Annotated in this window: 20 protein-coding genes, 1 tRNA gene and 1 other RNA gene; 6 read left to right on the top strand and 16 right to left on the bottom strand. The window is 63.5% G+C overall.

The window, feature by feature from the left end:
• Together dnaX and ffs are read right to left on the bottom strand one after the other, a co-directional pair.
• On the bottom strand, positions 1 to 1179 hold a 1179-nt coding region (gene dnaX / locus A985_RS0117755), incomplete at its 3' end, for a DNA polymerase III subunit gamma/tau (protein WP_026132104.1).
• Positions 1180 to 1502: 323 nt separating this feature from the next.
• Positions 1503 to 1601, bottom strand: an RNA gene (gene ffs, locus A985_RS27685) — signal recognition particle sRNA small type.
• Positions 1602 to 1893: 292 nt separating this feature from the next.
• Here ffs and trxA point away from each other — a divergent pair.
• The 3 genes from trxA (at position 1894) to A985_RS0117740 (ending at position 4850) form a co-directional block, all read left to right on the top strand.
• Positions 1894 to 2220, top strand: a complete 327-nt coding sequence (gene trxA / locus A985_RS0117750) for a thioredoxin TrxA (RefSeq protein WP_010807316.1) — start codon at positions 1894 to 1896, stop codon at positions 2218 to 2220.
• 193 nt (positions 2221 to 2413) lie between these two features.
• Positions 2414 to 3676: a transcription termination factor Rho gene (rho, locus tag A985_RS0117745; protein WP_026132103.1), complete on the top strand. Its 1263-nt coding sequence runs from the start codon at positions 2414 to 2416 to the stop codon at positions 3674 to 3676.
• Between the two features lie 172 nt (positions 3677 to 3848).
• Positions 3849 to 4850, top strand: coding sequence for a tetratricopeptide repeat protein (locus A985_RS0117740; RefSeq protein ID WP_017234718.1), 1002 nt, complete (start codon positions 3849 to 3851; stop codon positions 4848 to 4850).
• A gap of 188 nt (positions 4851 to 5038) precedes the next feature.
• On the opposite strand, the gene A985_RS0117735 is transcribed toward A985_RS0117740, so the two are convergent.
• Positions 5039 to 6094, bottom strand: a complete 1056-nt coding sequence (locus A985_RS0117735) for an extracellular solute-binding protein (protein WP_017234717.1) — start codon at positions 6092 to 6094, stop codon at positions 5039 to 5041.
• A gap of 597 nt (positions 6095 to 6691) precedes the next feature.
• Between A985_RS0117735 and A985_RS0117730 the strand changes: the two genes are divergently transcribed.
• Positions 6692 to 7642 (top strand): patatin-like phospholipase family protein, encoded by a 951-nt coding sequence (locus tag A985_RS0117730; RefSeq protein WP_017234715.1) that lies wholly within the window; start codon positions 6692 to 6694, stop codon positions 7640 to 7642.
• Positions 7643 to 7780: 138 nt separating this feature from the next.
• Here the strand turns inward: A985_RS0117730 and A985_RS26050 are convergent, their stop codons facing one another.
• The 5 genes from A985_RS26050 to A985_RS0117705 all read right to left on the bottom strand — a co-directional run bounded on the left by A985_RS26050 (position 7781) and on the right by A985_RS0117705 (position 14609).
• On the bottom strand, positions 7781 to 8488 hold the full coding sequence (locus A985_RS26050; RefSeq protein ID WP_017234714.1) for a C40 family peptidase: 708 nt from the start codon (positions 8486 to 8488) through the stop codon (positions 7781 to 7783).
• 311 nt (positions 8489 to 8799) lie between these two features.
• A complete protein-coding gene (locus A985_RS0117720; RefSeq protein WP_017234713.1) occupies positions 8800 to 10395 on the bottom strand; it encodes an ABC transporter ATP-binding protein in 1596 nt (531 codons plus the stop codon).
• The gene (locus A985_RS0117715; RefSeq protein WP_026132100.1) at positions 10392 to 11486 is read right to left on the bottom strand and encodes an ABC transporter permease; all 1095 of its coding nucleotides are present in this window, start codon (positions 11484 to 11486) and stop codon (positions 10392 to 10394) included. Before A985_RS0117715 ends, A985_RS0117720 begins: the two co-directional genes overlap by 4 nt.
• Position 11487: 1 nt before the next feature.
• A complete protein-coding gene (locus A985_RS0117710) occupies positions 11488 to 12543 on the bottom strand; it encodes a microcin C ABC transporter permease YejB (protein ID WP_017234711.1) in 1056 nt (351 codons plus the stop codon).
• A 41-nt stretch (positions 12544 to 12584) separates the two neighbouring features.
• Complete coding sequence (locus tag A985_RS0117705; RefSeq protein ID WP_369751595.1) at positions 12585 to 14609, bottom strand: extracellular solute-binding protein; 2025 nt, start codon at positions 14607 to 14609, stop codon at positions 12585 to 12587.
• Between the two features lie 224 nt (positions 14610 to 14833).
• Here A985_RS0117705 and A985_RS0117700 point away from each other — a divergent pair, with 224 nt between their 5' ends.
• Entirely contained in the window at positions 14834 to 15682 is an 849-nt protein-coding gene (locus A985_RS0117700; protein ID WP_232424668.1) for an aspartyl/asparaginyl beta-hydroxylase domain-containing protein, read from the top strand.
• A gap of 60 nt (positions 15683 to 15742) precedes the next feature.
• Here A985_RS0117700 and A985_RS26045 read toward each other — a convergent pair whose 3' ends face one another.
• The 8 genes from A985_RS26045 to cysS form a co-directional block, all read right to left on the bottom strand.
• Entirely contained in the window at positions 15743 to 16975 is a 1233-nt protein-coding gene (locus A985_RS26045) for an MFS transporter (protein WP_150563017.1), read from the bottom strand.
• 133 nt (positions 16976 to 17108) lie between these two features.
• Entirely contained in the window at positions 17109 to 17450 is a 342-nt protein-coding gene (locus tag A985_RS0117690) for an FKBP-type peptidyl-prolyl cis-trans isomerase (protein WP_017234707.1), read from the bottom strand.
• 121 nt (positions 17451 to 17571) lie between these two features.
• Positions 17572 to 17665: transfer RNA gene (locus A985_RS0117685), tRNA-Ser, on the bottom strand.
• A gap of 223 nt (positions 17666 to 17888) precedes the next feature.
• A complete protein-coding gene (locus A985_RS0117680) occupies positions 17889 to 19139 on the bottom strand; it encodes an aspartate kinase (protein ID WP_017234706.1) in 1251 nt (416 codons plus the stop codon).
• Positions 19140 to 19336: 197 nt separating this feature from the next.
• Positions 19337 to 20851: a tRNA lysidine(34) synthetase TilS gene (gene tilS, locus A985_RS26040; RefSeq protein WP_198288711.1), complete on the bottom strand. Its 1515-nt coding sequence runs from the start codon at positions 20849 to 20851 to the stop codon at positions 19337 to 19339.
• 49 nt (positions 20852 to 20900) lie between these two features.
• Positions 20901 to 21869 carry an acetyl-CoA carboxylase carboxyltransferase subunit alpha gene (locus A985_RS0117670; protein ID WP_017234704.1) on the bottom strand — a complete coding sequence of 323 codons (969 nt, stop codon included), beginning with the start codon at positions 21867 to 21869 and terminating at the stop codon, positions 20901 to 20903.
• A gap of 155 nt (positions 21870 to 22024) precedes the next feature.
• On the bottom strand, positions 22025 to 22900 hold the full coding sequence (locus tag A985_RS28280) for a DNA-3-methyladenine glycosylase (protein ID WP_026132099.1): 876 nt from the start codon (positions 22898 to 22900) through the stop codon (positions 22025 to 22027).
• 354 nt (positions 22901 to 23254) lie between these two features.
• Positions 23255 to 24658 carry a cysteine--tRNA ligase gene (gene cysS / locus A985_RS0117660; protein WP_017234702.1) on the bottom strand — a complete coding sequence of 468 codons (1404 nt, stop codon included), beginning with the start codon at positions 24656 to 24658 and terminating at the stop codon, positions 23255 to 23257.
• 270 nt (positions 24659 to 24928) lie between these two features.
• On the opposite strand from cysS, the gene A985_RS28685 reads away from it, so the two are divergent.
• A partial coding sequence (locus A985_RS28685; RefSeq protein ID WP_198288710.1) for a tetratricopeptide repeat protein occupies positions 24929 to 25599 on the top strand: 671 nt, incomplete at its 3' end.

Here is a 25599-nt window from a genome sequence, read left to right as displayed (position 1 = left end):
CATCGGGGTCCGCGACGGCGCGGCCGCTGGGGTCACAGCCCGCGCGACACCCGCCGTCTGCGGCGTTGGCGGTTCCGCCAGCGTGCCGCCCGCGAGCAACGGCGTGAACGCCGCCATTCGCAGCAGCGCCATCGAAAAACCGGTGTATTCGTCCGGCGCAAGTCCCAGATCGCCACGCGCACGCGTGGCGATCTGGTAATACAGTTGGACGGCTTCAGGCGACAACGCCTGCGCCAGACGTCTCACGTCCGCCGCTTCCGGCCATTCGTCCGACACGGCCTGGGGGGCGTATTGCGCCAAAGCAATCTTGTGCAGCAAGCTGCCGAGATCCTGCAATCCCGCCGCAAACGAGAAACTGCGCTCGGCCATTTCGTCGGCAACGGCCAGCAGGTCGGTGCGCGATTCGTCGTTGAGGGCGTCGAGCAGACGCACGAGCACGCTCTGGTCGATGGCCCCGAGCATGCCGCGTACGGCCGTCTCGGTCAGCGGACCCGCGGCATAGGCGATGGCCTGATCGGTGAGCGACAGGGCGTCGCGCATGCTGCCGCCCGCCGCCTTGGCGAGCAGACGCAACGCCTGCGTCTCGTTCTCGATGCCTTCCTCGCCGAGGATGGTCGTGAGGTGCGACACGATGTGCCCGGCCGGCATCTGCTTGAGATTGAATTGCAGGCAGCGCGAGAGCACAGTGACCGGAATCTTCTGCGGATCGGTCGTCGCCAGGATGAATTTGACGTGCGCGGGCGGTTCTTCCAGCGTCTTGAGCATCGCATTGAACGCGTGCCCCGTCAGCATGTGCACTTCGTCGATCATATAGACCTTGAAGCGCGCATCCGCTGGCGCGTAGACGGCTTTTTCCAGCAGCGACGTCATTTCGTCGACGCCGCGATTCGATGCCGCGTCCATTTCCACGTAGTCGACGAAGCGCCCTTCGTCGATGGCCCGGCAGGCCTTGCACACGCCACACGGCTCGGCCGTGATGCCCGTCTCACAATTGAGCGCCTTGGCCAGAATGCGCGAGAGCGGCGTCTTGCCCACGCCACGCGTGCCGGTAAACAAGTAGGCGTGATGCAAGCGCTGTTGCTCGAGCGCGTGCGTCAACGCACGCACGACATGCTCCTGGCCCACCAGGGTCGAGAAGCCTTTGGGGCGCCATTTGCGCGCGAGTACTTGATAGGTCATGCCAAATTGTAACAGTTCGGCGTTGAGCGTCCGCACCGATGTCAACGCCCAATCGGGCGTTGTCAGCCCGGGAAATCCGTCAGGCTATCGGTGCGATAGAAAAAAATGTTGCGCGATTCTACCAAGCGGCCCCGGCGCACGCGATACGCGTTGAAATAGCACCGACGGGACGCGGACGGTGACCGTCAGCGGGCATCGACGAACCACGGCGGCGCCATGTCCATTCACCATGGAAACGACCGATCGCAACGACACGCGGCATGTGAAAGCGGAGGCGGAATGTGCGCGAAATGCGCGGAGAACATCGATAAAACAAGGAGGTAGGTGACGAGCCTGACCCTCGGCACTGGCAGAAAACGGTTGTGGCTGCTTCGTTCCCGACCTGACCAGATTGGCCGCGCCACCATGCGAGGAGGCCCGTCAGGAACAGATTCTACCAGAGTCGGCGTGCCAACAGAAGCCCGACGCGCGAGATTGTGGGGCGCAGGCGCTCCCAACGGCAACCTCGCGGCGCGCTCAGGCACGACGCGCAAGCGTTTGCGATTTCCGCTAAGATGAGCACAAACTGCATTGGCGAACGCTATTGAAGCACGCGATTGCAGCCTCCATATGGAGAATGCACGCCCGGGAAAGCCGGGTGACATCTCCGGCGTCGGCGAAAGCGCGCTGTTTTCACCGGACGTTTCCGAATAGTCAGACGAGGCAACAATACTCATGAGCGAACAAATCAAGCACATTTCCGACGCCAGCTTCGACGCGGACGTTTTGAATTCCGACAAGCCGGTGCTTCTCGACTTCTGGGCGGAATGGTGCGGTCCGTGCAAGATGATCGCCCCGATCCTGGAAGACGTGGCCAAGGAATACGGCGACAAGGTGCAAATCGCCAAGATGAACGTGGACGACAATCAGGCCACGCCGGCCAAGTTCGGCATCCGCGGCATCCCCACCCTGATCCTGTTCAAGAACGGCGCCGTCGCGGGCCAGAAGGTCGGCGCCCTTGCGAAGGGTCAACTGACCGCCTTCCTCGACCAGCATCTGTAATCCCCAGCCAATGACGGCAGGTGCCGGGGCCTTTGTCGCCGCAGTGCGACAGCCCGGCGCCGGACAAGCGGTGCGGTGCTTGCGCGCGGCGCTGCTTGCTATATAATCCGGCAACAAGCATCTCAAAGTTCTTCGAGCGTTCGCTCACTTTTCCCTGATCCTTCACTTGTCGTCCGTCGGACGGCACCTCCGTATGCATTTATCCGAACTAAAGTCCCAGCACGTCTCCGAACTGCTTGAAATGGCGAACGGTCTCGATATCGAGAACGCAAACCGCCTTCGCAAGCAGGAGCTGATGTTCGCCATTCTGAAGAAGCGCGCAAAGACCGGCGAAACCATCTACGGCGACGGTACGCTCGAGGTGCTGCCGGATGGCTTCGGTTTCCTGCGCTCGCCCGAGACGTCGTATCTGGCCAGCACGGACGATATCTATATCAGCCCGTCGCAGATCCGCCGCTTCAACCTGCATACCGGCGACACGATCGAAGGGGAAGTGCGTACGCCGAAGGACGGCGAGCGCTACTTCGCGCTGGTGAAGGTCGACAAGGTCAACGACCATCCACCCGAGGCCTCGAAACATAAGATCATGTTCGAGAACCTCACGCCGCTGCACCCGAACAAGCCGCTCCTGCTCGAGCGCGACATTCGCGGTGAAGAGAACGTGACGGGCCGCATCATCGACATGATTGCGCCGATCGGCAAGGGCCAGCGCGGTCTGCTCGTGGCCTCGCCGAAGTCGGGCAAGACCGTGATGCTGCAGCACATCGCTCACGCGATTGCCACCAACCATCCGGAAGCCAAGCTTTTCGTGCTGCTCATCGATGAGCGCCCGGAAGAAGTGACGGAAATGCAGCGTTCGGTGAAAGGCGAAGTGGTCGCTTCGACATTCGACGAGCCGGCCACGCGTCACGTGCAGGTCGCCGAAATGGTGATCGAGAAGGCCAAACGCCTGATCGAAATGAAACAGGACGTGATCATTCTGCTCGACTCGATCACGCGTCTGGCCCGCGCTTACAACACCGTGATCCCGGCCTCGGGCAAGGTGCTCACCGGCGGTGTGGATGCCAACGCGCTGCAGCGCCCGAAGCGTTTCTTCGGCGCCGCACGTAACGTCGAAGAAGGCGGCTCGCTCACGATTATCGCCACCGCACTGATCGAGACCGGCAGCCGCATGGACGACGTGATCTACGAAGAATTCAAGGGCACGGGCAACATGGAAGTGCACCTTGAGCGTCGTCTCGCGGAAAAGCGCGTCTACCCGGCCATCAACCTGAACAAGTCGGGCACGCGTCGCGAAGAGTTGCTCATCAAGCCGGAAATCCTGCAAAAGATCTGGGTGCTGCGCAAGCTCATCTACGATATGGATGAGGCTGAAGCCATGGAATTCCTGCTTGGCAAGATCAAGCAGACGAAGAACAACGCCGAGTTCTTCGACCTGATGCGCCGCGGCGGCTGATTTCGCCCCCTGCGCGTCATGAGAGAAAGCCGCGACCCGCGTGTCGCGGCTTTTTCATTGCGCCCCCCCGCCGCTGCGCGGGCTGTCACGATGACTGTTATATGATGGAACGGCACCGCGCACCGGCCGCCAACATACGTTCCCCAACGCGGTTCCCGAAGGAGAGATTGCAATGTCCGAGCAAGACGATTTGATGGCGGAAGCCTTTGCCCACCTCGAAGCCGGCGACCCCGAGTCGGCGTTGGAGATCGGCAAGCGGCTCGAGTCGATGCAGTACTCGGGCGCCTATGAGGTGCAGGCAATGGCCTACGCCGATATGGACGACATGGAACAGGCCGTGACCATTCTGGAAGCCGGTGTCGCGCATGCGCCGGGCGTCTGGCTGCTCTGGCAACTGCTCGGCAACTACCGCTCCGATCTGGGGCGCTTCCCGGCCGCCATCGAGGCATATGAGGCAGCGGGCAATTGCGCGCCGGACGAAGACGTCGTCATCGTCGACTTCAATCACGCCAACGCCCTCACCCGCCACGGCGATTTCACGTCGGCACAAACGCGTCTCGACCGTGTGCTTGAGAGCCCGCACCTCGCACAGGCCGGACGTGCCTTCATCGAAAACGCCATTGCACTGCGCATGCACCTGTTCAACGCCCAAGGTGAGCCGAAGGCCGCCATTGCAACCTACGAATCGCTGCACCAGCACGCGCGTGACGACGAAGGCAGCAACGTGGCCATGGCCGACGTGCTCGCTGAGCTATCGCTCGCGTACAAGCAGTCGGGCGATAACGATAAGGCGCTCGCGTCGGCGCTGGAGGCCGTGCAGCTCTACAAGTGGAGCGACACGGCCCTGTGGGCCCTGCGTGCCGCACGCGACGCGCAATCGGATGTGGCCCACGTGATGCATCTGATCGTGGAAGGGCAATGGTATGAGCCGCTGGAGGATGAGGATCCCGATGGCCCGCCGCCCGCGTTCGTCACCACCTACGACGTGGTGGCCGAAGATGACGCCGAAGCTCTGCGTCTGGTCGCGGAATGCGAGCCGCCGCAAGTGCGCGACTCGCTGCGTATCGCCGAGACGCATCCGGTCGATCACGACGAGGAGTCGCCTATGCCCTACAAGGGGGTCTATGCCACGGGCGACTACCATATGTATCAGCCGGGCGATGATATCGACTGAGCGCATCGCCTGAGCCCACGGATCCCGCGGGTCGATCCACTGAATCGACCGGATTGTCGGGCATCGCTCAGGTCATCAGCGACCGTTAGCGACAAAGGGCACCGGAATTTCCCGGTGCCCTTTGTCGATTGACAGCATCCACGCCGATGATCGCGGGGGCATCGCGCCCCTCGCGATCAGGCGTCGGTTTATTTATAGCCCGCTCGATCGAGAATACGCTGCGCTTCCGGCAGGCTTTTCGCGATGGTGCCGATGGGCACGTCTTCCGCCTTGAATGAGCCCAGCGCGGCGAGTGCGGGGTTGTCGACGCGAGTCGTCGGCACGGCGGGCCACTCGTTGTTGCCGTTCGCGAAGTACCGCTGCGCGTCGTCGCTCGCGAGATATTCCAGGAACTTCACGGCGTTGGCATGGTTCGGTGCATGCTTGGCAATGCCCGCCCCCGCCACATTCACGTGGGTGCCCTTGCCCGCCTGATCCGGCCAGATCAACCCCACCTTGGCCATCAGCGCTTTGTCCTCAGGCTTCTCCGAACGCGCCATGCGCACGTAATAGTAAGAGTTCGCGAGCGCCACGCTGCACTCCCCTGTCGCCACCGCCTTGATCTGGTCGGTATCTCCCCCGCGCGGTGCACGCGCAAAGTTCGCCACCATGCCTTCGGCCCATTTCTGCGTCGCCGGCGCGCCTTCACGCGCGATCAGCGCGCCCGCCAGCGAGAGCATGTACGGATGCGAGCCCGACCGGGTGCAGACTTGCCCCTTGCGCGACGGATCGGCCAGCGAGGTGTAGGTCTGCACCGTCTTCGGATCGACCTTGTCCTTGTTGTAGACGATCACACGCGCCCGCGTCGAAAAGCCATACCAGTCCGTGCCGGCCGTCGTGCTCGCGGCATGCAGCTTGGCTGGAATGCGCGCATCGAGCGTCGTCGACCGGGTCGGCTGGAACAGCCCTGCCTCGTCGGCCTTCGCCAGACGCGCCGCGTCGACCATCAGAATGACGTCCGCCGGACTCTTCGCCCCCTCGCTCTTCAACCGCTCCAGTAGCGCCGCGTCGTCCGCTTCGATCCGATTGATCTTGATGCCGGTCTGTCGTGTGAACTCACCGAAAAGCTGCTCGTCGGTCTGGTAATGACGCGCCGAATACAGGTTCAGCACGCCACCGGTGTCAGCCTGCGCGCCGAGTGTCGCGCCCATCAACGTGCCGAGTAGCGTCAGTCGCGCCAGTTTGCCGATCGTCTTCGCCTTCATGGGCCATTCCCCCGCTGTCGTGGTTTCGTAGAGAGGAACAGGATAATGAATGATGCCCAATATTGCAAATGATTCCCATTATCATTAATTCACATCTTCATTATGGGGAAACGTGCAGGGGGATGCGCGGAGGGGCGCTGGTGCGGTCGGCGAATCGCCAAGGCCGCCGCGACTGGGAACCGAACGCACCCGAACCTGGTGCGCTCCGTCGGTTGCGGCTGATAAGACGAAGCACCCCGTCAAAGGTTCCGGTCAGGTGCGCGCCTCTCGACGATGTCCTCGAAAAGTGAACCGAATTGCGCCCGGGCGGCTCCACCCGCCGTAAAATTGCGCGTCGACGCGCGCCAGTCGCCTGCCATCCCCCTCTGATCGAAGGCGCCACGCGCGTTTGTCCTGCCCTGCCGGAGTTTCCCTTTGTTGTCGTCGATTCGAAAACTACGCCGCCCTGTCACACCGACAGCCCACGGCGCCCCCGCCCTTGCGCGGCCCCACTCGCACTCGCTTTTGCATCCTCTTTTGCGTCCCTTCCTGCCCTTCCTCGCCAGCGCGCGCGTCCCGCTCGCCGCCTCATCCCGCACGGCCTTGAGCGCACTCGCCATGGCCGCCGTGTTGGCCGGGTGCGCGAGCGCGCCAGGGGGCAATGCGCCCGTGACCTCTGCCGACAGCACGTCGTCGACCGCGCAGACACCGACGGTACCCGCCACCCCGGCGGCGCCGCCGAAGGTGGTCCGGCCGCTGAAGATCGGGCTTGCGCTCGGCGGCGGCGCGGCGCGCGGGTTCGCGCATGTGGGCGTCATCAAGGCGCTGGAGGCCCGCGGCATACACGCGGACATCGTGGTCGGCACCAGTGCGGGGAGCGTCGTCGGCGCGATGTACGCCTCCGGTCTGAACGGCTTCCAGCTCAACCGCCTGGCGTCGACGATGGATGAAGCATCCATCAGCGACTGGACGATGCCATTCCGCTCTCGCGGCATGCTGCGCGGCGAAGCCCTGCAGTCCTACGTCAACAAGATCCTCAAGGATCGCCCGATCGAGCAGATGCCGCGCCAGTTGGGCATCGTGGCCACCGACTTGCAGAGCGGCGCACCGATCCTTTTCCGTCGCGGCAATACCGGACAGGCCGTACGCGCGTCGAGCAGCGTGCCAGGCGTGTTCGAGCCCGTGCATATCGGCACGCGCGATTACGTCGATGGCGGCCTGGTCGCGCCGGTGCCCGCCGAATACGCCCGCCAGATGGGGGCCGACTTCGTGATTGCCGTCGACATTTCGGCCAACCCGACCGCACAGGCCACGCAAGGCCAGTTCGACATCCTCATGCAGACGTTCACGATCATGGGGCAGTCGATCAAGCAGTACGAGTTGGAGAAGAATGCGGACGTGGTGATTCGTCCGTCGCTGGCAAAGATGGGGGCCTCGGACTTCCAGGGCCGCAATCGCGCCATCCTGGCTGGCGAAGAAGCGGTTGCCGCGATGTGGCCGCAGATCCAGCGCAAGCTGGCCGAAGCGCAGACGGACGCCACGCGCGGCATGCCGCAAGCCTCGCGCTGAGCGAAGCCGCACCGGGCACGCCAAGCGCTCTGACGAGCACCGTAATCCACCCCCTGAAATACGAAATGCCGCCCACTGGGCGGCATTTCGTTTTGTTGTCTCGTCTAGTTATCCGCCAACGCCGCGGACATCAAACGCCTACATCGGGTGGTCGTTCTTGAAGAGCTGCTCAACGCGCGTCAGTTCGGCGCTGGCCTTGAGCGTTTCGACACGGCGGGCGCCGTTGTAGCGGGCCGACCAGTATGACTCGCGCAGGTCCTCCACACGAATCTTGCCGCCGGTGGCCGGGGCATGCACGAACTTGTCGCCGCCAATATAGATGCCGACGTGCGAGAAGCTTCTCCGCATCGTATTGAAGAACACCAGATCGCCCGGCTTCAGATCGGTCTTGGCGATACGCTCGCCCACCTGGCTCATTTCTTCCGAGCGGCGCGGCAGCATGAAGTTAAGCGTGTCTTGGAACACGTAACGCACGAAGCCGCTGCAATCCAGACCGCTGTCCGGCGTATTGCCACCGTACTTGTAGCGCACGCCGATGTAGTTCAACGCACCCAGCACCACGTCCGAGGCCTTGTCCGTCACGTTCGAGAGCAGCTTCTGCGCACGTTGCACACGCGATTCTTCGACAGGCGCTTGCGGCACATCAGATGCCGCGGCAGTGGTCGCCGCGCTCTGGGCAGCGCTGAAACTACCGCCGGCCTGAAGGGTGGCAGCGGCCGCTCGGGCGGCGGCGGTCGGGCCGTTATTGTAGTCGTCAGCCTGCGCCGACAACGAGGCGGTAACGAGGCCAGCGGCAGTGAACGCGAGAAGGAGTGTCTTGCGGATGCGCGGAGGGATCGTCTGCATTAGTCGCCGGGTTGAGTGTGTCGGATGGCCGATGAGTAGCTCGTCAGGTGCAACAGGATGCTGCCGTGTCGAACGCCTTCGAGTTACGCCCGGCTGACCCACCGCCGAACCTGTCGTCTTGACTGACTGTTAACTCGTTGAATATTCAACTTAATTGGTACGCGATAGTAATGTGAACGTCACATGATGTCAAAAGGTAATAGAAAAAAACAATCAGTGCAATCGGAAAATTTTTATTAACAATCAAGCCTTTGCGATTTAGACGATGTTCCGCGACGTTGCGTGATATTTCACCGGGGCGTCATGAGGCCCTACCCCATGGCCGCCGCGATCAGCGTTCTCGTGTAATCGTTTTGCGGATCGAAAAATACCGACTCCGTGTCCCCCTGCTCGACCAGTCGCCCGTCCTTGAAGACCAGAACACGATGTGCCATCGCACGCATGACGGCCAGATCGTGACTGATGAAGAGGTAGCTCAGGTTGTACTTGATCTGCAACTGCGCGAGCAAATGGAGCACTTGCTGTTGAATGGACACGTCGAGCGCGCTGGTCGGTTCGTCAAGCACGATCACCTGCGGATCGACCACGAGCGCGCGCGCAATCGCAATGCGCTGACGTTGACCGCCCGAGAACTCGTGCGGATAGCGCGACATGGCACGCGCATCGATCCCCACCTCGCGCAACACGTCCGCCACACGGGCTCGTCGCTCGTCTTCCGTCTGTTGCGGCCGATGCAGCGCGAGCCCCTCGCCCACGATCTCTTCGATCGTCATGCGCGGCGACAACGAGCCGAACGGGTCCTGGAACACGATCTGCATGCGAGAGCGCAGCGTGCGCTGCGCCTTCCCACGATAGGCGGCGAGCGGCTCGCCCTGGAATTCGACCTGCCCGGCACTCGTGCGCTGAAGTCCCAGCAACGCCATCGCGAGCGTCGATTTGCCGGAGCCCGACTCGCCCACCACGCCCAACGTCTCGCCCTGGCGCAATGCCAGATCGACCGGATGCACCGCGCGGAATCGTCCGCGTTGAAACCAGCCGCGCATGCCGGGCTGCGAGGTCGGGTAGTCGACCGCGATCCCGCGCGCCTCGAGCAACACCGGCGCAATGGGCAACACCGGATGAATCTCCCGCTGCGGACGACTATCGAGCAGCTTGCGCGTGTACGGATGTTGCGGCTCGGTGAAGAGCGTCTCGGTGTCTGCACATTCGACGAGAACGCCTTTCTCCATCACCGCGACGCGCTGCGCGAAACGCCGCACCAGATTCAGATCGTGCGTGATGAGCAGCACCGCCATGCCACGCGTCTCGGCGGCTTCGCGTTGCAGCGCGAGCAATAGTTCAACGATCTGGGCACGAATGGTGACGTCGAGCGCCGTGGTCGGCTCGTCGGCCAGCAGCAACTTGGGCCGGCACGCGAGCGCCATGGCGATCATGGCACGCTGGCGTTGCCCGCCTGATAGCTCGTGCGGGAAGTGCGACACACGGCGCTCTGGCTCGGGAATGCCCGTGCGGCGCAGCAGCTCCACCGCGCGCGCCTTCGCCTCCTTGGCAAAAAGCCCTTCGTGCAGCTCAAGCGCCTCGGCAATCTGGTCGCCGATCGAATAAAGCGGATTGAGCGCGGTCATCGGCTCCTGAAAGATCATGGCGACGTCGTTGCCGCGGATGCCTCGCATCTCGCGCTCGCTCATGCCGGCCAGGTCGACGCCGTCGAGCATGATCCGTCCCTGTACCTGCGCGTCCTGCAACAGGCGCAGGATGGCCAACGCCGTCACGCTCTTGCCGGAGCCCGACTCGCCGACCAGCGCGACGCGCTCGCCCCGCCCGATGGCAAGGCTCACGTCCTTCACGGCTTCGGTGTCGCCGAAGTACACCGACAGGTTTTCGATACTGAGTAGCGGCGCGCTCACATTGCCCCCCCGGCGGCGGCCTGCTTGTCCGCGACACGCGTGTCGAGCGCATTGCGCAAGGCGTCGCCCATGAACGTGAGCAGCAACAGCGTAAGCACGAGCACCACGAACGTGGCCAGCGAAATCCACCATGCATCGAGATTCGCCTTGCCTTGATTGAGCAACTCGCCCAGGCTGGGCGTCGGCGGCGGCACGCCGAGGCCCAGGAAGTCGAGACTCGTCAGCGCAAGAATCGCGCCGCTCATGCGGAACGGCAGGAACGTGATGACCGGCGTCATGCTGTTGGGCAGCACGTGACGCCGGATGATCTGCCAGTTCGAGAGTCCCATCGCCCGCGCAGCGCGAACGTAATCGAGCTGACGATTGCGCAGGAACTCGGCGCGCACGTAGTCGGACAAGCCGATCCAGCCGAACAGCGAGAGCAGCACGAAAAGCAGCCACAGATGAGGCTCGAAGATCGACGCAAAAATGATGAGCAGGTACAGCTCCGGCAACGAGCCCCAGATTTCGATCAGGCGCTGCAGCGTCAGGTCGATGCGCCCGCCGTAGAAACCCTGCACGGCGCCGGCCAGCACGCCGAGCAGCGTGCCGGAGACCGTCAGCGCCAGCGCGAAGATCACCGACAACCGGAACCCGTAGAGCAACCGTGAGAACACGTCTCTGCCGCGATCGTCCGTGCCCAGCCAGTTCTCCGACGACGGCGGCGCGGGATTGGGCGTGGTCGAGAAATAGTTGATGGTGTCGTAGTGATAGCGCACCGGCGGATAGATCGCGAAGTTATCGCCCGCGCGGATGCGTTTCTCGATGAACGGGTCGAGGTAATCGGTCGGCGTCGGAAAATCGCCGCCGAAGGTCAACTCGGGATAGGTCTCCACGAGCGGGAAATACCAGTGCCCTTCGTAGCGAACGACCCACGGCTTGTCGTTGGCGATCACCTCGGCAAAGAGACTGATGCCGAACAACACGACGAACACGACGAGACTCCAATACCCCAGTCGCTGGTTGCGAAAGCGCCGCCAGACACGCCAACGCGGCGAACGCGATGGAGCGAACGACGATGGGCGTGGCGATGGCGTGGCGGATCGGGTCACGTCAGTGCTCCAGTCGATCGAATTGAATACGCGGGTCGACCAGGACGTAGCACAGGTCGGAGATGAGCTTGGTCACCAGGCCAATGAGCGTGAACAGATACAACGAGCCGAGCACGACCGGATAGTCGCGCCGCTGCACAGATTCGTACGAGAGACGCCCCAGCCCATCGAGCGAGAACAGCGTCTCGATCAGCAGGCTGCCCGCGAAGAACGCGCCAATGAAGGCAGACGGGAAACCGGTGATCAGCGGAATCAACGCGTTGCGGAAGATATGCTTGAACAGCACTTTGCGCTCGGAGAGTCCCTTGGCGCGCGCAGTGAGCACGTACTGGCGACGAATTTCGTCGAGGAACGCGTTCTTCGTGAGCATCGTGACGACCGCGAAACTCCCCACGACCGACGCCGTCACCGGCAGCGTGATGTGCCACAGGTAGTCGGTGATCTTCGCCGGCCACGATAAATCGCTCCAGTTATCGGAGACGAGTTCGCGCAACGGGAACAACTGCCAGAACGTGCCGCCGCCGAAGAGCACCAGCAGCAACACCCCGAGCACGAAGCCCGGGATCGCGTAGCCGACGAGCACCACCAGACTCGTGAGCGTGTCGAATCGGGAACCGTTACGCACCGCCTTGGCGATACCCAACGGCACCGATATCAGGTATGTGAGGAAAAACGTCCACAGGCCCAGGGAGATCGATACGGGCAACTTCGAGACGATCAGCGACCACACGCTCTGGTGATGGAAGTAACTCTGGCCGAGATCGAATTTCGCGAAGCGCTTGAGCATGAGCCAGTAACGCTGCGCCGGCGTCTTGTCGAACCCGTACAACGCCTTGATCTGGGCCAGTTGTTGCGGGTCGATGCCGCGCCGTCCGCGATAGTCGCTCGCGGCGCCGCCACCGCTCGCTTCCCCGCCGCCACCGCGTCCCTTGAGTTCGAGCATGACCTGCTCGACCGGACCACCGGGCACAAATTGGATGACCACGAAGGTCAGCGTGATCACACCGAGCAGCGTCGGGATCATGATCAGCAGGCGTTTGAGAATGTAGGACCACATGGTTGGGGGCAGCTCCTGTCGGTTCCTGACTCGGTGACGTGCTATCGGGACGCGGCGGACGCCGGAGATGGCGCAGCGGACATCGACGCCCCGGGCGTCGCCGCCTGCGCCTGCGTCTGCCCCACACGCGAATCCCACCACGTCGACACGAGCCAGCCTTCGGCGGTGTAGTACTTCGGCAACCTGTCCGGGAAGTGCAGATACTGCTTGTAGGCCATGCGGTGCGTCGACGAAAACCAGTGCGGCACGATGTAGTAGCCATGCATCAGCACGCGGTCGAGCGCGCGCGCCGCGGCCACGAGGTCGTCGTAGGTATGCGCACGCACGAGATCGGCCATGAGCGCATCGACGGCCGGATCTTTCAGACCGATGGCGTTATCGGAGCCTTCCACGTCGGCCGAGTGGCTGCCAAAGCGGTCGAGCAATTCGGTGCCGGGAATCTGCGAGTCGGGATAGCGCAGCGAAATCATGTCGAAGTCGAACGCCTCCAGACGCTTCTGATACAACGCGAAGTCGCTCGTGCGAAAGTTCAGCGTAATACCCAGCTTGGCGAGGTTGCGTGCGTAAGCCGAGGCGACCGGCCCCATCGCACCGCCATCATCTAGAAACTCGAAGACGAACGGCTCGCCTTTCGCGTTACGCAGTGCACCGTCGCGATAGGTCCAGCCAGCCTGCGCCAACAGCTCGCGCGCCTGGCGCAGGTTCTCACGCAGACTGGCGGGCGGGGTCGTCGTCGGCTGCACGACCATCGGCCCGAACACGGCCGGATCGAGCGATTTGCGCAGCGGTTCGAGCAGCTTGCGCTCCGCCTCGCTCGGCAGGCCGCGTGCGGCGAGATCGCTGTTGGTGAAATAGCTGTCGATGCGCTGATACTGGTTGTAGAACAGCTGACGGTTAAGCCACTGATAATCGAGCGCAAGATCCAGCGCCCGGCGCACGCGCACATCGCGAAATTTGTCGCGTCGCAGGTTCAGGATGAAGCCTTGCATGCCCGCCGTGTTGTGATGCGCGAACTCACGCTTGATCAGTTCGCCATCGCGAAAGCGCTTCCCCACATAGCTGCGCACCCAGCTTCTCGCACGGTATTCGGTAATGGCGTCGAACTCGCCCGCCTTGAAGCCTTCGAGCCGCACGATGTCGTCGGAGTACAGCTTGTAGACGATGCGCTCGAAGTTATAGGTGCCGCGTCGCACGGGCAACGCGTTGCCCCAGTACTCAGGGTTGCGCCGGAAGGTGATGCGCCTTCCGCCGTCATACGACTCGATGAGATACGGACCACTGGCGATGGGCGTCTCGAACGTCAGCGCGTCGAAGGCCTTGCGCTTGCCGTTCGCGCCGGCCCCCCACTTGGGCGAAAACACCGGCACCGTTGCCACGAGCAGCGGCAGGTCGGGACTCACGCGACGGAAGTCGAAGCGCACACGACGCGCGTCGAGCACGCTCACACTTTTCACGTCCGCGAACATCACCTTGAAGCCCGGCGAGGCCTGCGGGCTCATCAGCGTATCGAACGAATACTTGACGTCTTGCGCCGTCACCGCGTCGCCGTTGTTGAAGCGTGCGGCCGGATTGAGGTGGAACGTGACCGACGCGCCATCGGGGGCCACCGCGATGTCGTCGGCGAGCAGGCCATAGACGGTGGCAGGTTCGTCGGCGCTGCCAATGCCGAGCGTCTCGAACATGAGGCCGAGCACGCCCGGGGCCGACGTGCCGCGCAGCGTGAATGGATTGAACTTGTCGAAGCTGGTGCGGCGGTCGGGGTTCGCCAGCGTCAGCGTGCCGCCACGCGGCGCATCGGGATTGACGTAGTCGAAGTGTGTGAACCCTTGCGGATACTTCGGTTCGCCGTATTGGGCAATGGCGTACTTCGCCTGCGCCGACGGCGCCAGCAACAGGGCGACGGCGAGCGCCGGAACGAGGGTGGGAACGACGGTCAGCACGCGGACCAGAGAAGTCACGAAGCGACTGAGCGAGCCGCGTGTTGTGTATGGGTGCCGTGAAGTGGGCGCTTTCATGCGTCTCCTGTGTTGGTCGGCCAGCACCAGCCTGCCGGGGCCCGGACGCATCCAGCCCCCTCCCCTTCGCCCCGCCACCGTGTTTGGCGACATGGCATAACGGCGCGTAACATCTCGTCATGGCGCATCCCTGTGCCGTCACGCACAATTCCCGCACGAGGCTTGGCGACATGGCCGGACCGCGCGACAATTGTACCCAAAAGCCCGGCGGTTACCGCACTGAAAGACACAATCTCGCCGGCCCGGTTCCCCTGTTTCCGCCCTGGAGGCCGACGTTGAGTGCTACACGATCGCCCGCGCAGAACCCCAACCGTACCCTGCCTCGCTGGCTCGCCCGATTTTTCTTTCAATGCGTGGAAGCGGCGCAACGTCGTATTGCGCGTGGGTCATTGGTCGGCGACCGACCCATTTTCGACAACGCGCAGTTCCCGTGGGTCGAAGCCCTCGAAGCGCAGGCGCCGGCCATCGCCGCGGAACTCGACGCCGTCCTCGCCACGCCCGGGCGTTTGCCGGCGTTTCACGAAATCTCGCCCGACGTCGCCACCATCACGCAGGATCACCAGTGGCAGACCTTCGTGTTTCTCGGCTACGGCATGCGCGCCGAGCGCAATCTCGCGCGCTGCCCGGCCACCGCGGCCGCCCTCGACGGCATTCCCGGGTTGCGCACCGCGTTCTTCTCGATCCTCGCGCCGGGCAAGCAGATCCCGCTGCATCGCGGTCCTTACAACGGGGTGCTGCGCCTGCATCTTGCACTGAAGGTGCCGCGCGAGCGGGAGCACTGCTGGATCGAAATCGACGCTCAGCGTTACGCCTGGCAAGCGAACCGCGCCGTGATCTTCGACGACGCCTATCCCCATCAGGTGCACAACGATACGCCCGAGACACGCGTGGTGCTGTTCGTCGACTTCGAGCGCCCATGCAAAGTCCCGGTATCGTGGCTCAACAAGTTGCTGCTGGCCTTCGCACCGCTCACGCCGGAGTTGCAGCAGGCGAAGGCAAATCACGAACAGTGGGAGCGCGATTATTACGCGGCGCCCGCGCCGGCCGCCAACCCGGCAACGCCCCCTGAGAATGCGGACTCGCCGACCACGAAGGCCGTGGCCGACGACCACGCACACGGCTGACGCGACGCATAAAAAAACGCCAGCGACGTTTTCGCTGGCGTTTCAGTGGGGTGGCCGGACCTACGAAGGCCGGCCGGGCTGCGCGAGCGCGTCCTGCGCGGGCGGTGGGACGAAGTTCGCCGCAAGCACCGCGACCAGCGCCGCCGCCATCATCGCGCCGATGCCGAGCGCGGCATCGCCGAAGTGGAGGTACGCCACCTTCATCGTCTCGATCACGGCCACGGCCACAACGATGGTGATCATGCTGAGCATGCCGGCCACCGTCGCACGATTGGGACTCTCGACAGCGAACAACGACTGCCGATACACCACCCCGTAACACAGGCCCATGCCGAACGCATGCAACGACGTGCCAACGAGAAGGGCCGGATAGCCCGGCGCTAGAATCGCCGTACCGATGAGCGACACCGCCGCGCCAATCAGCATCGCCGCCACGCCCGTCGCCAGTAATCGGCCATTCGACCAGCGCCCGACCTGACGCGCGAGCAACACATTGCCGAGAATCAGCGCCGCGAAGACCGGCACTTGCAGCAACGCGTATTGCATCTGCGACAAACCGGCGCGCTCGATCAGGAACACCGGGCCGAGGGCGATCCATGTCAGCAGCGGCGTGATGGCAAGCCCCGTGAGCACGGCACCGCGCCAGAACCGCGCGCTCGAGAGCGGCAGCTTGTAGCCCGTCCAGAGCTGCTTCGCGTTCAGCGCCGTGCGATCATGGCGCGACAGTTCCGGCATGGTGCGATACAGCCCCACGAACGAAAACACCGCCACGATGGCGATGAGCCAGAAGATGCTGCGCCATGGCCAGTACGACACCACGGCCGCACCCGCGAGCGGACCGAACAACGGCGAGAGCAGCGAAACGTTCGCCATGAGCGCCATGACACGCACCGCCGTCTTCTCGTCGAACGCTTCGTGCACGGTCGGATAGCCCACCGTCAGCACGAAGCAGCACCCCATGCCCTGGAGGAAGCGCAGCGCAATGAACTGCGGCATCGTCTGCACGTAGTGCGTGGCCAGACAGGCGACGATGAACATCACGAGACCGCCGAGCAGCACGCGACGGCGTCCGAAGCGATCGGCGAGCGGTCCGAGCAGCCATTGCAGGCTGGCGTTGCCGAGCATGGCCGCAGTGAGCGCCAGCGTGGTCATGTCCGCCGACGCCCCGAATTCGCGCGTGACCATCGGCATGCCGGGCATGATCATGTCATTCGAGATATAGACGGCAAACTCGAAGAGCACGAGCGAGAACGGAAACCAGAATCGGGAAACAGACAGGGTGGGGTGAGACACCTAAAGAAGGCTCCTTTGTTCAGCCATCGCGCATGGCGAAGGCCCACGTAAAAAGACAACACCCCCGGTACCTGCGAGGCACCGGGGGTGTCGTTTGCATCGATGATGCCGCTTGGTGACGGCTTTCGATCGCTCAGACGTCCAGAAGTTCGACCTCGAAGACCAGCGTGGCGTTGGGCGGAATCACACCGCCGGCGCCGCGTGCGCCATAGCCCAGTTCGGGCGGAATGACCAGCTTGCGCTTGCCGCCGACCTTCATGCCGGCAACGCCTTCATCCCAGCCGCGAATGACCATGCCACCGCCGAGCACGAAGGCGAACGGGTCGTTGCGGTCCTTGCTGGAATCGAATTTCTTGCCATCGGTCAGCCAGCCCGTGTAGTGCACGGTGACGGTCTGACCCGGCGTGGCTTCGGCGCCATCGCCCACTTGCAGATCGTCGTATTGCAGGCCGGAATCGGTAGTGATGATCGACATCGTTGTCCTCGCTCGAAACAGAAAGAGTATCGACGCGCGAGGTATCGCCAACGCGCGAACTCGGGAAAGAAAAAACCCCCGGCTCTCCGCGAAGAGCCGGGGGTGTTCCGCCAAGGCGACTTGGCGGAGACGGAGGGATTCGAACCCTCGATCCAGGTTTTGGCCCAGATGCTCCCTTAGCAGGGGAGTGCCTTCGACCTCTCGGCCACGTCTCCCAAACTTGCCGTCACATCAGGGAGGTGATGTAACGAAGGCGTGATATTACCTACTGTTCGCGATGTCGTCAAACATTATGCGCATCGAAAACCAACAAAATTTGCGCATGTGTCATGCCTTCGACACGCTTGGGGAACATTCCCCGCACTGCCGCGCGAAAATCGCGCGTCGCGCCGCATGCCTCTTGCGCGCATGCGGCACACCGGGTGCCGTCAACGACGCTCAGGCCTGGTCGAGTTCGAACGCCTTGTGCAGCGCGCGCACGGCCAGTTCCATGTACTTCTCGTCGATCAGCACGGAGATCTTGATTTCGGACGTCGAGATCAACTGAATGTTGATGCCCTCTTCCGACAGCGTGCGGAACGCCTTGCTGGCGATACCGACGTGCGAGCGCATGCCCACGCCCACGATCGACACCTTCGAGACCTTCGGGTCGCCCACGACTTCGGCGGCACCGATGTGGCCCTGCACGTCCTTTTGCAGCAGCGTCATGGCGCGCTGGTAGTCGCCGCGCGGCACGGTGAACGTGAAGTCGGTCTTCCCCTCGATGCTCAGGTTCTGGATGATCATGTCGACATCGATGTTCGCGTCGGCGATCGGACCAAGGATCTGGTAGGCGATGCCCGGACGATCCGGCACGCCGCGCACAGTGATCTTGGCCTCGTCGCGCTGGAATGCGATACCCGAGATGATGGCCTTTTCCATTTGTTCGTCTTCCTCAAAAGTAATCAGCGTGCCCGAGCGCGCTTCTTCGTCGAGCGCGATCATCGGGTCGGTCAAGCTCGAGAGCACGCGCGTCTTGACCTGGTACTTGCCGGCAAATTCCACCGAACGGATCTGCAGCACCTTCGAGCCGAGACTGGCCATTTCCAGCATCTCTTCGAAGGTGACCTTGTCGAGGCGACGCGCGTCGTCGACCACGCGCGGGTCGGTCGTGTACACGCCATCGACGTCGGTGTAGATCAGGCACTCATCGGCCTTGAGCGCAGCGGCCACCGCCACCGCCGACGTGTCCGAGCCACCGCGACCCAGCGTGGTCACGTTGCCGTTCGGATCGATCCCCTGGAAACCCGTGATGACGACCACGCGGCCGGCATTGAGATCGGCCATCACGCGCGTGTCGTCGATCTCCGAAATACGAGCTTTGGTGAAGGCGCTGTCGGTCTTGATCGGTACTTGCCAGCCGGCATAGCTCACGGCATCGACGCCCGCTTCCTTGAGCGCCATCGCCAGCAGGCCAACGCTCACTTGCTCGCCCGTGGCGGCAATGGCGTCGAGTTCGCGCGGATCGGGATGGGCCGAAATCTCCTTGGCCAACCCCAGCAGACGATTGGTCTCGCCAGACATGGCCGACGGCACCACCACCATCTTGTAACCGGCCTTGTGCCACTTGGCCACGCGCTTGGCGACATTCTTGATGCGCTCCACCGAGCCCATCGACGTGCCGCCGTATTTGTGTACGATCAGAGCCATAACATTGCTAACACATTGATTTGAAACCGTTTATGAATCACGCACGGAGACCCGCCGAAGGGTATCGGTAGCGTTTCGATTCGCGGAACTTTTGATTATCGCACGAATGTATCGCGCCTGAGCCAGTCTGGCGCAGATTGCACTGCCCAGGACGCAACGCGCCGCATTCGACAGCAGATTGTGCCGTTTTCGGTCGCTTACGCTTCGTCGCGCCACATCATCCGCCAGCGCGCACCGAGGTACTCACCGGTTTGTGCCGCCCCGTCGATCCCCAGGCGCGGCACGAACACGATGTCGTTTCCCTGCCAGACGATCGGCACATGACGCAACCACGCCGCGACGCCGCGGCTTTGATACCAGTGCTTCAGCGAACGCGAATGACCCTGCGCGTGTTCGCGCCATCGCTCCCCACCTGCGCGCGCCCTCGCCACGAGCGGCCGCGCGCGTAGCAAGCGCTCGTCGATGGATGCCTCGCCCCCCTCGTCCGCCTCGCCCTCGGCGACCGGCACGAACACAATGCTTCCCTGCCATTGCGGCAACGACCATTCGCGCTCGCCCGACCATCGCAATACGACATCGGAGGCCCCTTCGTCGTGGTGGGCCGCGTCATACGCCGCGGTCCATTGCAAGGCGTCGCGATACAGACGCAAGACCGCGCCGCCATGCGGCAATTCGAGCGATGCGTCGTCGTGCGCGTCGCGAATCTGCCGCACCCATTCGTCCAGCCGCGCTTCGGGCGGCATCGCCAATCCGCGACGCGCCGCCCAATACCGCAGAAGGTTCGCCAGTCGTGGCGTGTCCAGCGCTTGCAATCGACTGCGCTGCAAACACTCGTCGCCAGACGCCTGGATCACGCAGGCCATGTCGAAATCCGTCTGCGCGAGCTGATCAAGCAGCGATTGCGCTTGCGCGGCATGACGCGCAAACCGCGCCAATGTTTCCCGATACGCAGGCACATGGGCCGCGATGGCGGGCATGACATCGTGACGCAGTGCGTTGCGCAAGTAGTGGCGATCGTCGTTCGACGGATCCTCGACCCACGACAGCGAGCGCGCCCTTGCATACGCCAGCAACGTCTCACGCGAGACGTCGAGCAACGGCCGCAGCAGCCGTGCACGACTCGACTCGCCTGCCGCGACCGGCAACGCCCCCTCCACGCCCATTGCCGCCACGCCAGGCAACCCCGCACCGCGCAGCATCTGCAACAGCACGGTCTCGGCCTGATCGTTCGCGTGGTGAGCGCTCAACAGCCAGCCCACACCATGTGCGTCGCAGCACGCCGCCAGCGCTTGATAGCGCGCCGCACGCGCCGCGCCCTCGATGCCCTGCCGGGCGTCGCGCTGCACACTCACCCGTTGCGCCTCGAACCCAAAACCGCGCAGACGCGCCTCGCGCTCGCACGCGGCGAGCCACGCGTCGGCGTGCGTGGACAGTCCGTGATGGATGTGGATGGCCAGCGGTGGTGCGATCGCCTCGCCCGCGTCTCGACGCGCCTGAACCCAATGCGCCAGCGCATCGAGCAGCACCATCGAGTCGAGTCCGCCGCTCAGCGCGACGGCCAGAGGCGGGGTGCCGTGGGAGGGAGGGGCTGACGCGAGGTGCGGCGTCGCGTGCGTCGCCAGGGCGAGGCGCAGCGCGACGTCCACATGGACAACTGCCGCGTCGCTTCGGGCAGAAGCGCACGCGGCAGCGGAAGCATCGTGATGAGGCATGGGATCAGGTGTCATCGCCACCACGGGCGACGACGCCGTGGCAGGCGCGTTACTTCGCGACCGCTTCCTTGTACTTGCCATAGCTCATCAGGCGCTCGAAGCGGCGCTCGAGCAGTTCCTTGTGACTGTTGCCCTGGAACTGGCGCAGCGAATCGGCCAGCGCACGCTTGAGCATGCCGGCCATACCGAGCGGGTCGCGATGCGCGCCGCCCAGCGGTTCGTTGATGATCTTGTCGATCAGGCCCAGCGCCTTGAGGCGGTGCGCCGTCAGACCCAGCGCCTCGGCCGCCTCGGGTGCCTTGGCCGCGCTCTTCCACAGGATCGACGCGCAACCTTCCGGCGAAATCACCGAATACGTCGAGAACTGCAGCATCATGACCGTGTCGGCCACCGCCACGGCGAGTGCGCCGCCCGAGCCGCCCTCACCGATGATCGTGGTGATGATCGGCGTCTTGAGTTCGGCCATGACGAACAGGTTGTGACCGATGGCTTCGGACTGGCCGCGCTCTTCGGCGTCGATGCCCGGGTAGGCGCCCGGCGTGTCGACGAACGTGAAGATCGGCAGACCGAACTTCTCGGCGAGCTTCATCAGGCGCATGGCCTTGCGATAGCCCTCGGGACGCGGCATGCCGAAGTTGCGCAGCGCACGCTCCTTCGTGTCGCGCCCCTTCTGATGACCGATCACCATGCAGGCCTGGCCGTTGAAACGCGCCATGCCCCCCACGATGGCCAGATCGTCCGAGAACGAGCGATCGCCATGCAATTCATGGAAATCGGTAAAGATGTCGCGAACGTAGTCGAGCGTGTAGGGCCGCTGCGGATGACGCGAAATTTGCGAAACCTGCCACGGCGACAGGTTCGTATAGATGTCCTTGGTGAGCTGCTGGCTCTTCTTCGAGAGGCGCTCGATCTCTTCGGAAATGTCGACGGCTGAATCGTCTTGCACGAAGCGCAGCTCTTCAATCTTCGCTTCGAGTTCGGCGATGGGCTGTTCAAAATCCAAAAAGGTGTTCTTCATCAGGCTTCCCCCGGAAATGCGGCAGCGTATTGTACCGCCGGCAACGTCTACCCGGTCGAGATAGACAACTTTCATTGCCACTCAATCCATAATAGACGTCAATAATGACTGGATGCGATGGGATGGACGCGGATTATACGTCTTTGACTGAACTTTCAGTATTCGACGGGCACCGGTTCGAGGCTTCTCCACATATACCAGGTGGCGACGGAGCGCCACGGCTCCCAATTGGCGGCCACTTCACGCGCTTCGCTGCGTGTGACGGGCTCCCCGCTGAAATAATTGACGCTGATGGCGTTGATCAGCCCGACATCGTCGAGCGGCAGGACGTCGGGGCGCAACAGGTTGAACATCAGGAACATTTCGGCGGTCCAGCGACCGATGCCGCGAATGCCGGTCAACTCCGCAATGACCGCCTCGTCGTCCATGCTGGCCCAGGCGTCGACGTGTAGCGCGCCGGATTTGAAGTGCGTTGCCAGGTCGAGAATGTACTCGGCCTTGCGGCGCGACAGCCCGCAACCGGCGAGCGCATCGTGCCCTACCTTGATGAACTGCGCTGGCGTGAGCTTCGGACAGGTGGCCTGCACGCGATCCCACACGGCCTGCGCGGCCTTCACCGAAATCTGCTGACCGACGATCGAGCGCGCCAGCGTAACGAACGGCTCGCCGCGCCCGGTCAGATGGGCCGGACCAAATTGAGGGATCAACTTCTTGAGAATACGGTCGCGCTTCATGAGGTCGGCGCAGGCCTGATCCCAGTAGAGCGGGCGCGTCGCCCCCGCCGCGACCGGTAGCGGCACCACGCCTGTCACGACCTGCTCGACGATGTCGTGGTCGATGCGCTCGATCTCGGGCGTCACGATACGCGTCTCGCCATCGCGCTTGGCGATGACCCGGCGCGCGTCGTCGGGCGTCGACGGCACGGTCTTCACCGGCGCCTTGCGCGCGACCTTCGTTCCAGCCTTCGGTGCGGCCTTTTTTGCGACCTTGTCGGTGACCGGCGTTGCAGACTTTTCCGCGCTTTTTTGCACGCGCTTTTGTACGCGCTTTTCTACGCCCTTCTCTGCGACTTTTCTGGCGACCTTTTGCGCAACCTGCTTTGCGGTTTTTTGCGCCGGCGGCGGCGCGGCCTTGCGGGCGGCGCCGGCCTGCGTTGGCTTCGCCGCCGCGTTACCCGTCGCGGTCTTGCGACCCGACTTGACGTTCGTCGTCGCGCGCTTTCCAGCCGCCTTGGCCGGCGCACGGCGTTCGCCATCGTCGGTCGGCGCGACCGATCTGGTGGCCTTCACGGCCCCCTTCGCGCCCTTCGCTGCGGCAGTTTTGGTCGCCACCTTAGCGGCCACGGAGTTACGAGTCACCATGAAATTTGCCTCGATGCGTCGCGCTCAGGCACGACGCCATTCGGTGGCGCCTCCGGGACGGTCTTCCAGCACGATCCCTTCGGCCAGCAGTTCGGCGCGAATACGATCGGCCTCGGCGAAATTGCGTTCGCGCTTGGCTTGTGCACGGGCTTCGATGCGCGCCTCGACCGACGTGCGCAAGGCGTCGTCGTCGCCGGCCGAGTCGCTCCCCGCCGCCCCTTGCAGGAACGATTGCGGATCGCGGCCAAGCAGGCCAAGCGTAGCGGCGAGCCCCTGCAACTGACGCACGAGCACCGGATCGCGCTGCTTGTTGATTTCTCCAGCGAGATCGAACAGCACGGCGATCGCCACGGCCGTATTGAAGTCGTCGTTCATCGCCGCGGCGAAACGCTGCGCGAACGGCTCGTTCCAGTCGAGTGGCGCGCCGTCGCCCGTCGCATCCTTAAGCGCTGTATACAGTCGCGTCAGACCGCCACGCGCGTCGTCGAGATGCGCATCGCTGTAATTGAGCGGGCTGCGGTATTGCGCGCGCAGAATGAAAAAGCGCACGACTTCCGCGTCGAACTTCGCGAGCACTTCGCGAATCGTGAAGAAGTTGCCAAGCGACTTGGACATCTTCTCGTTGTCCACACGCACGAAACCGTTGTGCATCCAGTAGTTCACGAACGTTTCGCCCGTCGCGCCCTCGCTCTGGGCGATTTCGTTCTCGTGGTGCGGGAACTGCAGATCCGCCCCGCCGCCGTGAAGGTCGAAGTGATTGCCGAGCAACTGGCAGCTCATCGCCGAGCACTCGATGTGCCAGCCCGGACGGCCCGCGCCCCACGGCGAGGCCCACTTCGACTCGTCGGGCTCGGTCTCCTTGGCGCGCTTCCACAGCACGAAATCGAGCGGATCCTGCTTCGCGGCATTGGCGGCAACCCGCTCGCCAGCGCGCAGATCTTCGATGGACTTGCCCGAGAGTTGTCCGTAGCTGGCGAACTTGCGCACGGCATAATTCACGTCGCCGTCGTCGGCCTGATAGGCGTAACCGTTGCGTTGCAGCGTGCCGATCATGTCGACCATCTGTGGAATGAAGTCGGTGGCACGCGGCTCGTGATCGGGACGCTGCACACCAAGCGCATCGGCATCTTCGTGCATGGCGGCAATGAAGCGCGTCGTCAATTCGCGCATCGTTTCACCGTTCTCGACAGCACGCTTGATGATCTTGTCGTCGATATCGGTAATGTTGCGCACGTAGGTCACGCGGTAGCCGAGCGTTCGCAGCCAACGTTGCACCATATCGAACACCACCATGACGCGCGCATGGCCGATGTGACAGTAGTCGTACACCGTCATCCCGCAAACATACATGCGGACTTCGCCGGGAACGAGAGATACGAACGGCTGTTTGTCTCGCGCGAGCGAGTTGTAGACACGCAGTGAATCCATAGATAAGCGCTTGACCGGGCGGCACCAGCGCCGGGCGCTGCGACGATGTCTCCGGCGCCATCACACACGACGTGACGGGGGCGACATCGCGAGGCGGGCTGCGCGCCGTGCGGTAGAAAAAACGAACCTGCGAACCGTATCCACCGCCATAACAATAAATGGCGCGGGCCGGGCGCAGGTGTTTTGTTAGAATGCGGCCGAGTATAGCATCTCTTGCGCACCTCTCAGGTATCCCAAGCACCCACTATGACGCAACGAAGCCGGTCACTTTTGTCTCCCGCAACGCGCCTGCTCCGCGCACACCGCCCGGTCGCCGCTGCCGCTCGCAGCGCCCGCGCGCTGGCGCTTGCCGGCGTTACCCTCGGCCTCGCGGGCACGTTGTTCTCGCTCCCCGCCGGGGCACAGGCCATCATCGATCCGCCGCCGCCCGCACCGCTGCAAACACCGCAGCAGGCCAGCGAGTCGGCCATCGACAAACTGGTCGCCGCAGGCAAGTTCAACGACGCGCTCGCGAAAGCAGACGAACACCTCAAGCAATATCCGCGCGACGCGCAGGTGCGCTTCACACGCGGGCGCGTGCTCATGGAAATGGGCCGCAACGCCGAAGCCATCGACGCCTTCACCGCGCTCACGCAAGACTTCCCGGAACTGCCCGAGCCGTTCAACAACCTCGCGGCGCTCTACGCGCAGGTCGGTGAGTACGACAAGGCACGCGCGGCCCTCGAGAGCGCGATTCGCAACAACCCGAGTTTCGCCGTGGCGTATGCGAATCTCGGCGACATCTACGCCAAGCTCGCGCAGCAGGCGTATCAGAAATCGCTCAAGCTCGCACCGACCGCGCGCGTGTCGAACCGCGAAAAAATCCTGTCCAACATGCTCGCCCCGCAGCGCGCCGCGCCCGTGAGCCAGACCCCGTCAGCGCCCAAGTCTGGCGACGACGC

The sequence above is a fragment of the Pandoraea sp. B-6 genome (genome assembly GCF_000282835.1).
Lineage (GTDB): Bacteria > Pseudomonadota > Gammaproteobacteria > Burkholderiales > Burkholderiaceae > Pandoraea > Pandoraea cepalis.
This window is presented reverse-complemented; position numbering and strand designations above follow the sequence as displayed.